This window comes from Streptomyces sp. V4I23 (assembly GCF_030817975.1).
In the GTDB taxonomy this organism is placed as follows: domain Bacteria; phylum Actinomycetota; class Actinomycetes; order Streptomycetales; family Streptomycetaceae; genus Streptomyces.
In genome coordinates this window covers 5,901,961-5,915,981 of sequence record NZ_JAUSZW010000004.1, presented here as the reverse complement: position 1 = coordinate 5,915,981, position 14,021 = coordinate 5,901,961, and the positions used below count along the sequence as shown (strand labels likewise).

Genomic DNA, 14,021 nt, shown 5'->3' with positions numbered 1-14,021 from the left:
CAATTCTCTCAGACCGGATCCGGCGGTTGTTTTCCGTATCAGTCACTGATACGGGCATGGCCGTAACCCGGCCCCCACCGCTCCCGGAGGCCAAAAACAGCCACCCCAGTCATCTCCGGCCGACCATCACCACTAGCGTTCAGGCCGTCACTCAGCGGGAAGAACAGCTGTACGAGCCAACGAGCGGAGGAGCGGCAGTGACCGAGCCGCTTGACGACGGGCCCCCGGAGGGACTGAGCCCGGCCGAGCAGAACATGTGGAACGCCTTCAGAAACGGAAGCACGCACGACCTCAGCGACACCGATCCCCTGCTGAACGACCCGTTCTCCCCGCGCCCCTGGGGCCCCGAGCGCAGCGTCCGCGCGTCCATCGTGGCGCGGCTGCTGCTGAGCGGGCCGTCCGCCCGGCCGGGGCGGGTCGCCGCGCTCAAGCTGCGCGGCGTCCAGATCACCGGCACGCTCAAGCTCGCCGGAGGCAGCATCGGCCCCTACGTCGAGCTCAACGGCTGCCGCTTCGAGAACGAGCTGCTGATGCCCGAGGCGCACTTCACCACCGTGCGCCTGGTCGGCTGCGCGATTCCGCGCATCGAGGCGGCCCGGCTGCGCACGGAGGGCGATCTGCACATGCCGCGCTGCCGGGTGGAGCACGGCATCCGGCTCACCGACGCGCAGATCGGCACGGACCTTCTGATCAACCAGATCCATGTGCGCCCGGACCGCCGCGGGCGTGCCATCACCGCGGACGGCCTGTCGGTCGCCCAGGACTTACAGGCCGAACTGATCGAGACGTACGGGGAGTTCAGCCTGCGCGGCGCGAAGATCGGCGTCTCGCTCAGTCTGCGCGGCAGCCGGCTGCGGGCAGCCGCCGAGCGCCGCGCGCTGAACGCCCCGCAGCTGAGCGTGGAGCGCACGCTGTACATGACAGGCGCCTGGGTGAGCGTCGCCACCGGCAACCAGGGCGCCACTCCCCCGTTCGGGATCAACACCGCGGGCGCAGCGGTGCGCGGCTCGCGGCTGCAGCCCTTCGAGTGCTACGGCGGGGTGCGCCTGGACGACGGGCGGTTCGGCGACGCGGTCGACCTGAACCGCGCGCGGTTCGTGCTGAGCCCGCACGAGGAGCTGTCGCTGCGCCGGATCACGACACCGGAGCTGCGGTTCAACGCGGAGCGTCCCGAGGAGGGCCGGGTCGTGCTGAACGGCGCCAAGGTGGTGACGCTGATCGACCTGGCGGCGAGCTGGCCGGGGCCGGGCGGTCTGGCGATGGGCGGCTTCGTCTACGAAAACCTCGTCCCGTACGAGGAGTTCCCGTTGTCGCGCCGGCTGGAGTGGGTGACCTCGGCGACGCCGGAGTACTCCCCGGAGCCGTACGAACGGCTCGCGACCGTGCTGCGCAACAGCGGCGAGGACGCGGACGCCCGCGAGGTGCTGCTGGCCAAGCAGCGCCGGCGGCGGGAGACGCTGCCGCTGGCCGCGAAGCTGTGGGGCTACTTGCAGGACTGGACCGTGGCGTACGGCTACCGGCCCGGACGGGCGGCGCTGTGGATGGCGGTGCTGTGGGCGGCGGGCACCATCGCCTTCGCGCAGGTGGCCCCGGATCCGATCAAGAAGGAGGAGCACCCGGAATGGAATCCGGCTCTGTACGCGCTGGATCTGCTCATTCCGGTGATCAATCTCGGCCAGGACGGCTATTGGAGACTTGACGAGCACTGGCAATGGGCTTCGGCGGCGCTGGTGCTTCTCGGGTGGATTCTGGCGACCACGGTGGCGGCGGGAGCCTCCCGTCTGCTGCGGCGCGGATAAGGCGCGGAGCGGCGTTTCTTTTACCGTGTCTTGACCGGCCCCCGAGCAACCTTTCCGCCGCTACCAAAGATTCACAGGTGGGCTCTGGCGCCGCGCTCACCTGCGGTTTTCAATGGTCCGCACCATGTCTTTCCTTCGCGCCCTGACCCGTGCCGCGCGCATGATCCGTCATACGCCCGGGCTGTCCGACGGCCTCGTGCCCGACGACGCGGTGCTGCTCGACGCCCCCGACGAGCGGCTCGGTCCCGCGCTCGTCGCGGCCGCCGAGGGCGAGTACGAAGGGGCCGCGAAGCTGCTCGCGACCACACGGGAATCAGCCGAATGGGAGAACCGCGACCGGTACGTGTCGCGGCTCGCCGCCTTCGCCAGGAACCGGGACGAATGGCTCGGCAGCTGGCTGGGCGCGTCACCCCGCGACGCGGACGCCCTGCTCGTGAAGGCACAGCTCGCGGTCGCGCGGGCATGGGAGTCGCCGGCGCGCGCCGAGCGGCTGCGCGAGGTCGGCCCGCTGATCGACGCGGCGGCGGACGCCGAACCGAACGACCCCGTGCCGTGGCGCATCGCGCTGGACCACGCCCGCGGGACGCACGCGACGCACACGGCGTTCGAGTCCCTGTGGGAACGGGCCATCCGCCGGTCGTCGCACCACTACGGCTGCCATGTGGCGGCGCTGAAGTACCTGTCCGCCCAGTGGTACGGGTCCCACCGCGAGTGCTTCGACTTCGCCGAGGAGGCGGCGGCCGACGCGCTGCCGGGTTCGCTGGTCCAGGCGCTGCCGGTCCGAGCGGCGTTCGCCCAGCTGCTGACCGGCGAGCCGACCACGTCGGTCCAGGAGGACCGGATCGACGCGGCGGCGGATCTCGCCATCGTGCTGTCCGCGGACTACGCGGCCGGGGACCCCTGGCCGGCCGAGGTCCGCAACCTGCTCACGTACGTGCTCGTGGCGCGGGGGCGGTGGGCGGACGCGCTGGCGCAGTTCCGGCTGATCGGCCCCTACGCGACCTCCCTTCCCTGGACGTCGGTGACGGACGATCCGCTGGGTCAGTTCCTGCGGGCGCGGGACGGGGTGCGGATCGAGGTCGCGTCCACGATGCCACTGCGCGGGCGCGGGCGCGGGGCCCGCACCCGCGCCCATTACTCTTGACCGCTGTGACCACCGCTCGCCTCCCCCTCTTCCCGCTGAACTCGGTGCTGTTCCCTGGCCTCGTGCTGCCCCTGAACGTCTTCGAGGAGCGTTATCGCGCCATGATGCGCGAACTGCTGAAGACGGACGAGGAGGAGCCGAGGCGCTTCGCCGTCGTCGCCATCCGGGACGGGCGGGAGGTCGCGCCGACCGCGCCCGGCATGCCCGACCCCACGACGCTCGTCGAGCGCGGACCCGCCGCCGGTTTCGGGTCCGACCCGATCCAGGCGTTCCACCGGGTGGGCTGCATCGCGGACGCGGCGACGATCCGGGAGCGGGAGGACGGCAGCTTCGAGGTCCTGGCGACCGGTACGACCCGGGTGCGGCTGCTGTCGGTGGACGCGAGCGGTCCGTTCCTGACGGCGGAGCTGGAGGAGCTCCCGGAGGAGCCGGGTGACGGCGCGGGCGCACTCGCTGAGGGCGTGCTGCGGGCCTTCCGCAACTACCAGCAGCGGCTGGCGGGTGCGCGTGAGCGGACGCTCTCGACGGGGGCGGAGCTGCCGGACGAGCCCTCGGTGGTGTCGTACCTGGTCGCCGCGGCGGCGGTGCTGGACACCCCCACGAAGCAGCGGCTGCTCCAGGCGCCGGACACGGCTACGCGGCTGCGCGAGGAACTGAAGCTGCTGCGGGGGGAGACGGCGGTGCTGCGGCACCTTCCGTCGTTGCCGATGGTGGACCTCACGAGGCAGCCGACGAGCCCCAACTGACGGGAGGGACCACTCAGGTGGCGAAGAAGCAGAAGAAGCAGTCGGGCGGCACGGGTGGCACTCCGGCGACGGTTGCCCTGACGGCCGCGGGCACGCCGTTCACGCTCCACGCGTACGACCACGACCCGTCGACGCCGTCGTACGGCGAGGAGGCGGCACAGGCGCTCGGTGTCCCGGCCGACCGCGTCTTCAAGACCCTCGTCGCGGACGTGGACGGCGCCCTGACGGTGGCGGTGGTCCCGGTCGCGGGCCAGCTCGACCTGAAGGCCCTGGCGGCGGCGGTGGGCGGCAAGCGCGCGACGATGGCGGACCCGGCGGCGGCGGAACGCACGACGGGCTACGTGCGCGGCGGCATCTCTCCTCTGGGCCAGCGCAAGCGCCTCCCGACGGTCCTGGACGCGTCGGCGTCGTCCCACGAGACGATCTGCATCTCGGCGGGCCGCCGCGGGCTGGAGGTCGAGCTGTCCCCGGAGGCGCTGGCCGACCTGACGTCGGCGACAGTGGCCCCGATCGGGCGCGCCTAGCTTTCTCGGGGCTCGGCCCCGAACCCCGCGCCTCACACGTCGGCGAGGCCGAGTTCCCGGCCCCGAGCCCCTGTCGTCGGCGGGGCGGTCTCGCCGCGCGGATCAGCCCCGTGCGGGACACGGCACTTCCTGGCTTCCTTCCGGACGCCCCCACCCACGCCGCCAGACCCGGCGGACAGGGGCGGCTCGGGCCAGGCCCGCGGGGTCCGGGGGCGAAGCCCCTGAGCACAACGCCCACCGGGGCGCAGGACCCCCGATCCGGGCCGAAGCCCAGCCCCCGCCCGCCTGGGCGCAGGACGACAGGGATCCGGGGGGCGGAGCCCCAGTTGCGGGAAGGGGCGGGGTGGGGAACTCAGGACGAGCCCGGCCACGGCCCGTGCGGGTCGAGCTCCGGCTCCGGGTCATGCGGCGCGAAGAGGCTCGTCAGCCCCAGGTGCACCGCCATCGCCGCCAACGGCCACGCCAGCAGCGCGTTCTTCGCGCCCAATTCCAGATACGCGTCGAACGTCACGCCCTCGCCCGCCTGGCGCGCGTGTTCCACCACGTCCTGCGTCGGGCCGAACCAGACGCCCACGCCCCAGCCGAGCAGCGAGGCCAGCAGGCCGCCGAGCGCGAGGGCCAGCACCAGGACGATTCCGCCGCGGCGGCGATACAGGAAGACGGCCGCCGCGCTCAGCGCGCCCAGCCCGGCCGCCAGCAGCACAAACGTTCCGTCCGCGCCGATGGCCTCCTCTCCCTCCGTGTCCTTGAGGAAGACGCCGCTGTCGTTGGAGACCAGCGGCACCCGCGGCGCCAGCCACAGCCACAGCAGACCGAGCACCACACCGAGCACCGTCACGGCCACCAACACCACGGCGCCGTCCTTGAGGTCCTTCCTCAGGTCGTCCGTGTCCGGCCCGTCCTTCGGGGCCGGCCCGTCGCCCGTCCAGGTCGCACCCGCGGGGACAGGGCCGGTGGGCGGCGCCTGCCAGGGGTTGTCGCCCGAGGGCTGCCGGTTCGGCCGGTGAGGAGGAGTCAGCGGTGCGGTCACACCGCCATCGTGCCAGGCCCACACGAGTGACGCCTCACCGGACTGCCGCCCGCCGGTACGCCCACGTCGCCACCGCCAGCGACACCACGCCGACGGCCGCGCAGACCGCCAGGTCGAGGCCGACCGCCGCCCAGTCGGGACGCGCGTCGAAGGTACGGGCGAGCGCCTCGACGCCGTACGTGGAGGGCAGCAGGTCGCGCGCGTACGAGATCGGTCCCGGCAGCCGGTCGGCCGGGAGCACCCCGAGCAGCAGTGCCGCCGACATGCCCAGCTGGCCGAGCAGCGTGGCCAGCTCCTGGCGCGGCGCGAGCAGGCCGAGGGCCGCGCCCAGGCCGGCGAGTGCCGCGCCGGACAGCGGGATCACCGCGGCCAGCACCCACAGGTGCGTCAGCGGCAGCTGGAAGAGCACGCTGCCCGCGACGGCCGTCACGACGGTGCCCGGCACGGTGAAGGAGGCGTACGCCCCGGCCGCCCCGAGCACCACCGCCGCGGGCGGCACCGGCAGTGTGGCGTAGTGGTCGAGGCCGCCCCCGGCACGCAGCTGCCCGAAGTACTGCGCGAGCAGGTTCAGCGCGACGAAGGCGACGACGAGCACGCTCGCGCCGGCGACGACCGCTTTCGCCTCGGTGCCGCCGTCGACGACCCCGCGCATCAGGACCATGATCCCGACGGACTGGAAGGTCGCGACGAACAGCAGCGGGATCCGGGCGACCCGCGCCCGGGACAGCTGCGCGCGGTACACCGCGGCGAGCGCCGGCAGCAGTCGCGCCCGTGGCGCGAGCGGTGCGGCGTCCTCCGGGACGGGGGCAGCCCCGCGCACGGTCCTCGCCGATGCGGCGGAGATGATGCTCACGCCTTGACCAGCCCCTTCGTCGCGTTCCCGCCGAGTGCCAAGTACACGTCCTCCAGACTCGGGGTGGCCAGGGTGAAGTCGTCGAGCGCCGCGAACGCCGCGCCGCCCGTCACCGCGGCGACCGCGGCCCGCGCCTCCTCCGGCGCGAGGCGCAGCACCCAGCGGCGGCCCGACTCCTGTGCGAAGTCCTGCAGCGCGGCGACCTCGGGGACATCGAGCGGCGCCCGCTCGCGCCACACCAGCTCGACGCGGACCTCCCCCGCTACCCGCTCCTTGAGCCCGGAGGGAGTGTCGCAGGCGATGACGCGGCCCTGGTCGAGAACGGCGACGCGGTCGAGGACGGTCTCGGCCTCGATGACGTTGTGGGTGACGAGGAGCACGGTCGCGCCGTGTTCGGCGCGACGGCGGTCGACGGCCGCCCACACGGCACGCCGGGCGACGGGGTCCATGCCGGTCGTCGGCTCGTCCAGGACGAGGACGGGCCGCTCGCCGACAAGGGTCGCCGCGAAACAGGCGAGGCGCCGCTGGCCGCCGGACAGCTTCTTGAGGGGGCGCGCGGCGAGGGCGGTGAGTCCGAGCTCGTCCAGGACGGCGTCGCGTTCGTCGCGTGCCTGCCGTACGGTCAGCCCGCGCAGCCGCCCGGTGGTCTCGGCGGCGAGGGCGACGGTGAGTTCGTCGAGGGCGGTGGACTCCTGGCCGAGGTAGCCGACGAGCCGGGCCGCCCGCTCGGGATGGCGCACCAGGTCGTGGCCGAGGAGCTCGACGCTGCCGGAGTCGGGGCGCATGAGCCCGGTGAGCTGGCGGACGAGGGTGGACTTGCCGGCGCCGTTGGGTCCGAGCAGGCCGAAGATCTCGCCGCGCCGGACGTCGAGACTGATCCCGTCGGTGGCCCGCACCTCGGGTGTCCCGGGCGTGCCCCTCCTGCCGCGCGCGGCGGGGTACGTCTTGACCAGATCCCGCACCACGCACACCGTACTCACGAGGTACGAGACTACGGGGTCCGGCCGCCCCGGATGCCCTCGGGCCCCGACTGCTCCCCCGTCGGGGCGTGCTCGGCGGCCGTTCTCACGTCGATCTCGCGCCAGAATCCCGCGCGGATGGCATAGCGGTCGTGCTCGTCGATCTGGTCGTCCTTGTGGGCGAGAAGTCCGAAACGCGCCGCATAGCGCAGCAGTTCACCGTCGATGCGGTGCGGGATGCGCGGGTACATGCTGGACAGGTTCTGCACGTGGCCCGCCTCGGGCAGCCGCTCCATCCAGCGGCGCGCGAAGACCTGGCCCACTTCGAAAGGGTCGCCGCCGACGGTGGTGATGTCCTCCTCTCGGTCGGCCCAGCGCTGCTCGGCACTGGTGAGCTGGGCGAGAGTGGGCAGGGACGCGCTCTCGGGCGGTTCGCCGAGGGCTCCCTGGCCGGAGCGGTCGATCCAGCCCTTGTCGGAGGACCAGCGCAGGGTGGCGTTCGCGGGGGTGGCCGGCGCGTGGTGCAGGCCGGGGGCGCGCAGTCCGGCGAGGTCCTTGGGCGTGGGCACGCCCTTGGAGGGGGCGGGTGCGGATGCGGTGCCGGTCGCGGCGTCGGCGGACGCGGTCGGTGTGCCGTTGCGTGGGGTGGTGTCCGCCGCGCGCTCGTCGGAGGCGGCGAGCGCCGACTCGGGCAGCGGCGCGGACAGGATGGCGGCGATCTCGGGGCGGGGCACGGGGGCCGGGGCGCAGATGCCGCTCAGCTCCTTGGCCCGTACGGCGCGGGTGATCCAGGCCCGGTCGAGCACGCGGCGTTCGTCGGCCTCGGCGACGAGGTCCTCGGACTGGTTGTAGTCGCCGTCGGCGGCCTGGACGGCCCACAGGTGGACGGCGACGCCGTGTTCCTTCGCGGACATCAGACCGGGCAGGAGGTCGCCGTCGCCGGTGACGAGCACCACGTCGGAGCAGGCGCGGTTCCTGGCCAGTTCGGTGAGTTCGGCGTGCATGGCCGCGTCGACGCCCTTCTGCGCCCAGCGGCCGTCGCTGCGGGTCAGGGCACCCAGCCGGACGGTGACGCGCGGCATCACGCGCAGCCTGCGGTGCTCGGGCTGGGGCACCCGGTCGGGGGCGCCGTCGAACCAGTAGATGCGGAGCAGCGGGCGTTCGGTGTCGGCCTCGGCGAGGTCGCGCAGGCCTTGGATGAGGGCGGAATGATCGACGGTGATCCGCGACCGCGCCGGTTCTCCCGCGAGAAGGCTCGCGGCGGCGCCCAGCAGATATCCGGCGTCCACCAGGACGACGCAGCGGTCCACGCGTTCCACCCTCTTTCGGGGACTCTTTCGGCGACGTTCCCGGGAGCCCTTCCGCAATCACCGCATTTCCGGTGGCCGTCGGGAACTCGGAGGTCGAGAAAGGTCCGGATCAGGGATTGTTCCGGGTTTCCTTCGAGTCTGCCCGACTGCCGCAGGGTTGACGTCCGGAACTCGATCATCGGCGTGGCGGATCGGGCGGGTCCAGGACTCCGGCGGGCGATTACGGTCCGCAATGATCCAAAATGCGCGGGTTGTTCGGCTATGTGAGCCTGACAGCGGCCCTGGCCCCTAGAACCCACAGGAGGCACCCACCATGGCCAAGAACAAGAACCGTGAGCGCAGTCAGAAGTCCTCGCCGGCGGAGCGCGGCCACCAGGAGGCCACCAAGTCGTCCATGGAGGCGCAGGCCGAGCAGCGCGCGGCGCAGGTCACGCCGTCCGATGTCGCCCACAAGGGCCGGCAGAAGCGCTTCGGCCACAACTGACGGACTTGATGGGCAGAAGGGGCGCGCCCGTGACGACGGGCGCGCCCCTTCTGCGTGCCGGGAGGCGGCTGAGGCGGGTGCCCGGCTAGGGGCCGGACACCCCCTAGCCGGCCAGGCAGGACGGGCCGAGCAGCACCTTGAGGTCACCGAACAGAGCGGGATCGGGCTGGACCCGGTGCCGGTCGAGCCGGAGCACCGTGGTCTTGCGCGGACCCTGGAGCTTGATCCGCACCTCGGTGTTGCCCTTGTGGTGGCTGAGGATCTCGCCGAGGCGGCTGACCATGGGCGGGGTGACCTTGACGGTCGGGATGGTCACGACGACCGGCGCGTTGGTCCCGGCCGACGACAGGTCGGGGACCATCAGCTCCATGGCGACGAGCCGCGGGACGTCCTCCCGCTTGTCGAGCCGCCCCTTGACGAAGACCACGGTGTCCTCGACGAGCTGCGTGGACACGAGCTGGTACGTCGCCGGGAAGAACATGCACTCGATGGAGCCGGCGAGGTCCTCGACGGTGGCGATCGCCCAGGCGTTGCCCTGCTTGGTCATCTTGCGCTGCAGGCCGGAGATGATGCCGCCGATGGTGACGACCGCGCCGTCCGCGTGCTCGCCGCCGGTCAGCTGGGAGATCGCCGCGTCCGTCTTGTCGCTGAGGACGTGCTCGATGCCGAACAGCGGGTGGTCGGAGACGTAGAGGCCGAGCATCTCCCGCTCCTGCGCGAGCAGGTAGGACTTCTCCCACTCGACGTCGGAGAACTCGACGTCGAGTCCGAAGCCGGGCTCGCTGCTCTCCTCCTCGCCCATGCCGCCGAAGAGGTCGAACTGCCCCTCGGCCTCCTTGCGCTTGACCGCCACCACGTTGTCGATCATCGGCTCGTGGTGCGCGACCAGGCCCTTGCGGGTGTGGCCCATGGTGTCGAAGGCGCCGGCCTTGATGAGCGACTCGATGGTGCGCTTGTTGCAGACGACGGCCTCGACCTTGTCGAGGAAGTCGGGGAAGGAGCTGTACTTCCCCTTGGCCTTACGGGTCTTGATGATCGACTCCACCACGTTCTGGCCGACGTTGCGCACGGCGGTGAGGCCGAAGAGGATCACGTCGTCGCCCTGGGCGGCGAAGTTGGACATGGACTCGTTGACGTTGGGCGGCAGGACCTTGATGCCCATGCGCCGGCACTCGTTCAGATAGACGGCCGACTTGTCCTTGTCGTCCTTGACCGAGGTGAGCAGCGCCGCCATGTACTCGGCGGGGTGGTTGGCCTTGAGGAACGCCGTCCAGTAGGAGACGAGTCCGTACGCGGCGGAGTGGGCCTTGTTGAAGGCGTATCCGGCGAAGGGGACCAGCACGTCCCACAGGGCCTGGATGGCCTCGTCGCTGTAGCCGTTCTTCCGGGCGCCGGCCTGGAAGATGGTGAAGTTCTTCGCCAGCTCGTCGGGCTTCTTCTTGCCCATGACGCGGCGGAGGATGTCGGCCTCGCCGAGCGAGTAACCGGCGATGATCTGGGCGGCCTTCTGGACCTGCTCCTGGTAGACGATCAGGCCGTAGGTGACGTCCAGGACCTCCCGGAGCGGCTCCTCCAGCTCCTTGTGGATCGGCGTGATCTCCTGCTGCTTGTTCTTGCGCAGGGCGTAGTTGGTGTGCGAGTTCATGCCCATCGGGCCCGGGCGGTAGAGCGCGGACACGGCGGAGATGTCTTCGAAGTTGTCGGGCTTCATCAGCCGCAGCAGGGACCGCATGGGGCCGCCGTCGAACTGGAAGACGCCGAGGGTGTCACCGCGCTGGAGCAGCTCGAAGGTCTTCGGGTCGTCGAGCGGCAGGGCGAGCAGGTCGATGTCGATGCCCTTGTTGGACTTCACCATCTTGACGGCGTCGTCCATGATCGTCAGGTTCCGCAGGCCGAGGAAGTCCATCTTCAGCAGGCCGAGCGACTCGCAGCTCGGGTAGTCCCACTGGGTGATGGTGACGCCGTCGGTGTGCCTGACCCACACAGGGACGTGCTCGGTGATGGTCTCGCTGGACATGATCACGCCGGCGGCGTGCACGCCCATCTGCCGGACCAGGCCCTCGACGCCCTTGGCGGTGTCGATGACCTTCTTCACGTCCGGCTCGTTCTCGTACATCCCGCGGATCTCGCCGGCCTCGCTGTAGCGGGGGTGCGAGGGGTCGGTGATGCCGTTGAGGTCGATGCCCTTGCCCAGGACGTCGGCGGGCATGGCCTTGGTGAGCCGGTCGCCCATCGCGTACGGGTAGCCCAGCACGCGGGCGGAGTCCTTGATCGCGTTCTTCGCCTTGATCTTGCCGTACGTGCCGATCATGGCGACCTTGTCGGCGCCGTACTTCTCGGTCACGTACCTGATCACCTCGACGCGCCTGCGCTCGTCGAAGTCGATGTCGACATCGGGCATGGAGACGCGCTCGGGGTTGAGGAAGCGCTCGAAGATCAGACCGTGCGGGATGGGGTCGAGGTCGGTGATGCCCATGGCGTACGCGACGATCGAACCGGCTGCGGATCCTCGGCCAGGGCCCACCGCGATGCCCTGGTTCTTGGCCCACATGATGAAGTCGGCGACGACGAGGAAGTACCCCGGGAACCCCATCTGGATGATGACGTCCATCTCGTACTCCGCCTGGCGCTGGCGGTCCTCGGGGATGCCGTCCGGGAAACGGCGGTGCATGCCGCGCTGGACTTCCTCCTTGAACCAGGTGACCTCGGTGTGGCCCTCGGGGATGTCGAACTTCGGCATGAGGTCGCGCTTCTCGAACATGCCGGTGGTGTCGACCTGCTCGGCCACCAGGAGGGTGTTGCGGCAGCCCTCCTGCCAGGCGTCCGAGGAGTCGATCGCGTACATCTCGTCGGTCGACTTCAGGTAGTAGCCGGTGCCGTCGAACTTGAAGCGGTCGGGATCCGAGAGGTTCTTGCCGGTCTGGATGCACAGCAGCGCGTCATGGGCGCCGGCCTCGTGGGCGTACGTGTAGTGCGAGTCGTTGGTGACCAGCGGCGGGATGCCGAGCTTCTTGCCGATCTCCAGCAGTCCGTCGCGGACGCGGCGCTCGATCTCGATGCCGTGGTCCATCAGCTCCAGGAAGTACCGGTCCTTGCCGAAGATGTCCTGGTACTCGGAGGCGGACTTGAGGGCCTCGTCGAACTGGCCGAGGCGCAGCCGGGTCTGGAGCTCTCCGGAGGGGCAGCCGGTGGAGGCGATCAGGCCCTCGGACCACTGGGAGATGGTCTCCTTGTCCATACGCGGCCACTTCTGCAGCCAGCCCTCCGCGTACGCGTCGGAGGAGAGGCGGAAGAGGTTGTGCAGGCCGGTCGCGTTCGCGGCCCAGATCGTCTTGTGGGTGTAACCACCCGAACCGGAGACGTCGTCCCGCTTCTGGTGCGGCTGGCCCCACTGGATCTTGCGCTTGTTGCGGCGCGACTCGGGAGCGACGTACGCCTCGATGCCGATGATGGGGGTGACCCCCGCCTTCTTCGCCGAGTGGAAGAAGTCGTACGCCCCGTGGAGGTTGCCGTGGTCGGACATGGCGATGTGCGTCATGCCCATCTCGTTGCAGGCATTGAACATGTCCTTGAGCCGCGCGGCACCGTCCAGCAGCGAGTACTGGGTGTGGACGTGGAGGTGCGTGAAGGGCGGCTTGGTCACGGTGGCGGGCCTCCGGGCTGCAGTCTTCTGGGGGGCGACCCCCAGACCCCCGCTTTGGGGGACAGCGTGGAAGTCTACGTCGCGGGACTGACACTTCGCGGGCACTCCTGCGTACCGTCATGCGTTGGACGGGGCGGAAAAGCTGTCCCGTTTGTCATGCACCAGGAGGCACTCCGCGATGCCGGTCCCGCAGCCCACCGCCGAGCAGCGCGGCGAGGAGATCCTCGCCGTCTTCGACACCGCTTTCGGCGAGCTCCTGGCCGCCGACCCGGCCGCCTTCAAGGTCAAGTTCCGCAAGATGGCGGCCTCCGCCTTCGCGTTCTACCGGGGCACGGCCTGCCTGTTCTACAGCGACCTCCAGAGCGAGCGGCACGGCGGGCCCTTCCTGGACGAGCGCACCGGCCGGGTGTGGATCCACGGCGATCTCCACGCGGAGAACTTCGGCACCTACATGGACGCCAACGGCCGCCTGATCTTCAACGTCAACGACTTCGACGAGGCCTATGTCGGCCCCTTCACCTGGGACCTCAAGCGCCTGGCCGCCTCGCTCGCCCTGATCGGCTACACCAAGGCGCTCGGCGACGAGCAGATCACCGACCTGGTGCGGATCTGTGCCGCCGCCTACCGCGAGCGCATCCACGCCCTCGCGACCGGCGCGAAGAACGAAGAGGTCCCGCCCTTCACCCTCGACACCGCCGACGGCCCCCTGCTCGGGGCGCTGCGCACGGCGCGCTCGCTCACCCGCTTCTCGCTGCTGGACTCGATGACGGAGATCCGCGACTTCGAGCGCCGGTTCGCCGCGGGCGGCGGCTCGATCGAGCTGGACGCGGCCATGAGGTACAAGGTGCTCGCCGCCTTCGACGGCTACCTGGAGACGCTGCCGGAGTCGAGCCTGACCCGGCCCGACTCCTACCGGGTCAAGGACGTGGTGGGCCGGCGCGGCATCGGCATCGGCTCGGCCGGCCTCCCGTCGTACAACATCCTCCTGGAGGGCAACAGCGACGCCCTGGAGAACGATGTCGTGATCTACATGAAGCAGGCGCAGACGCCGGCCGTCTCCCGGCACATCACCGACCCCGCCGTCCGCGGCTACTTCCAGCACGAGGGCCACCGCACGGTGATCTCGCAGCGCGCGCTCCAGGACCACGCCGACCCGTGGCTGGGCTGGACGGAGCTGGACGGCTCCGGCCAGCTGGTCGCCGAGGTCTCTCCGTACGCGGTGGACCTGGACTGGTCGGACATCGACGACCCGGCGGAGATCGCCGCCGTCGTCGCCGATCTCGGCCGGGCGACGGCGACGATGCACGCGGCGGCGGACGACGAGAGCGGGCACTCGTTGGTGCCGTTCTCCACCGAGCGCGCCATCGACGCGGCGATCGCGGCGGACGAGGACGGCTTCGGCGACCTGCTGGTCTCCTTCGCGCACGACTACGGCGCCCGGGCACGCGCCGACCACCAGATCTTCGTGGACCTGTTCCGCAACGGCAGGATTCCTGGCCTGCGGGCTCTTTAGGGATCTCTTACAGCGG

11 protein-coding genes are annotated in these 14,021 nt (G+C 70.9%); 6 read left to right on the top strand and 5 right to left on the bottom strand.

Going from position 1 to position 14,021, the window contains the following annotated elements; genetic code table 11:
• Nucleotides 1–197: 197 nt before the first annotated feature.
• The 4 genes from QFZ82_RS29160 to ybaK all read left to right on the top strand — a co-directional run bounded on the left by QFZ82_RS29160 (nucleotide 198) and on the right by ybaK (nucleotide 4,213).
• Complete coding sequence (locus QFZ82_RS29160) at nucleotides 198–1,799, top strand: oxidoreductase (protein WP_307715980.1); 1,602 nt, start codon at nucleotides 198–200, stop codon at nucleotides 1,797–1,799.
• Between the two features lie 112 nt (nucleotides 1,800–1,911).
• On the top strand, nucleotides 1,912–2,943 hold the full coding sequence (locus QFZ82_RS29155) for a hypothetical protein (RefSeq protein WP_307715979.1): 1,032 nt from the start codon (nucleotides 1,912–1,914) through the stop codon (nucleotides 2,941–2,943).
• A 5-nt stretch (nucleotides 2,944–2,948) separates the two neighbouring features.
• Nucleotides 2,949–3,689, top strand: a complete 741-nt coding sequence (locus QFZ82_RS29150; protein WP_307715978.1) for an LON peptidase substrate-binding domain-containing protein — start codon at nucleotides 2,949–2,951, stop codon at nucleotides 3,687–3,689.
• 17 nt (nucleotides 3,690–3,706) lie between these two features.
• Nucleotides 3,707–4,213, top strand: a complete 507-nt coding sequence (gene ybaK, locus QFZ82_RS29145) for a Cys-tRNA(Pro) deacylase (protein WP_307715977.1) — start codon at nucleotides 3,707–3,709, stop codon at nucleotides 4,211–4,213.
• A 352-nt stretch (nucleotides 4,214–4,565) separates the two neighbouring features.
• Here ybaK and QFZ82_RS29140 read toward each other — a convergent pair whose 3' ends face one another.
• Genes QFZ82_RS29140 through QFZ82_RS29125 form a run of 4 tightly spaced genes read right to left on the bottom strand, consistent with a single transcriptional unit; the run spans nucleotide 4,566 to nucleotide 8,374 of the window.
• The gene (locus tag QFZ82_RS29140) at nucleotides 4,566–5,243 is read right to left on the bottom strand and encodes an ABC transporter permease (protein WP_307715976.1); all 678 of its coding nucleotides are present in this window, start codon (nucleotides 5,241–5,243) and stop codon (nucleotides 4,566–4,568) included.
• A gap of 34 nt (nucleotides 5,244–5,277) precedes the next feature.
• The gene (locus QFZ82_RS29135) at nucleotides 5,278–6,096 is read right to left on the bottom strand and encodes an ABC transporter permease (protein ID WP_373429339.1); all 819 of its coding nucleotides are present in this window, start codon (nucleotides 6,094–6,096) and stop codon (nucleotides 5,278–5,280) included.
• Nucleotides 6,093–7,067, bottom strand: a complete 975-nt coding sequence (locus tag QFZ82_RS29130) for an ABC transporter ATP-binding protein (RefSeq protein ID WP_307717876.1) — start codon at nucleotides 7,065–7,067, stop codon at nucleotides 6,093–6,095. The genes QFZ82_RS29135 and QFZ82_RS29130 overlap by 4 nt, the downstream gene beginning before the upstream one ends.
• A gap of 20 nt (nucleotides 7,068–7,087) precedes the next feature.
• Nucleotides 7,088–8,374, bottom strand: coding sequence for an NYN domain-containing protein (locus tag QFZ82_RS29125; protein WP_307715975.1), 1,287 nt, complete (start codon nucleotides 8,372–8,374; stop codon nucleotides 7,088–7,090).
• Nucleotides 8,375–8,678: 304 nt separating this feature from the next.
• On the opposite strand from QFZ82_RS29125, the gene QFZ82_RS29120 reads away from it, so the two are divergent.
• On the top strand, nucleotides 8,679–8,849 hold the full coding sequence (locus QFZ82_RS29120; RefSeq protein WP_307715974.1) for a hypothetical protein: 171 nt from the start codon (nucleotides 8,679–8,681) through the stop codon (nucleotides 8,847–8,849).
• Between the two features lie 103 nt (nucleotides 8,850–8,952).
• On the opposite strand, the gene dnaE is transcribed toward QFZ82_RS29120, so the two are convergent.
• Nucleotides 8,953–12,492: a DNA polymerase III subunit alpha gene (dnaE, locus tag QFZ82_RS29115; protein ID WP_307715973.1), complete on the bottom strand. Its 3,540-nt coding sequence runs from the start codon at nucleotides 12,490–12,492 to the stop codon at nucleotides 8,953–8,955.
• Nucleotides 12,493–12,670: 178 nt separating this feature from the next.
• Here dnaE and QFZ82_RS29110 point away from each other — a divergent pair, with 178 nt between their 5' ends.
• Nucleotides 12,671–14,005, top strand: coding sequence for a DUF2252 domain-containing protein (locus QFZ82_RS29110; protein WP_307715972.1), 1,335 nt, complete (start codon nucleotides 12,671–12,673; stop codon nucleotides 14,003–14,005).
• The last annotated feature ends 16 nt before the right edge of the window (nucleotides 14,006–14,021 follow it).

What these genes read in the sequence shown, in the direction of transcription:
- QFZ82_RS29110 (WP_307715972.1), top strand. Translation starts at nt 12,671, where the DNA reads ATGCCGGTCCCGCAGCCCACCGCCGAGCAGCGCGGCGAGGAGATCCTC.
- QFZ82_RS29155 (WP_307715979.1), top strand. Translation starts at nt 1,912, where the DNA reads ATGGTCCGCACCATGTCTTTCCTTCGCGCCCTGACCCGTGCCGCGCGC.
- QFZ82_RS29120 (WP_307715974.1), top strand. Translation starts at nt 8,679, where the DNA reads ATGGCCAAGAACAAGAACCGTGAGCGCAGTCAGAAGTCCTCGCCGGCG.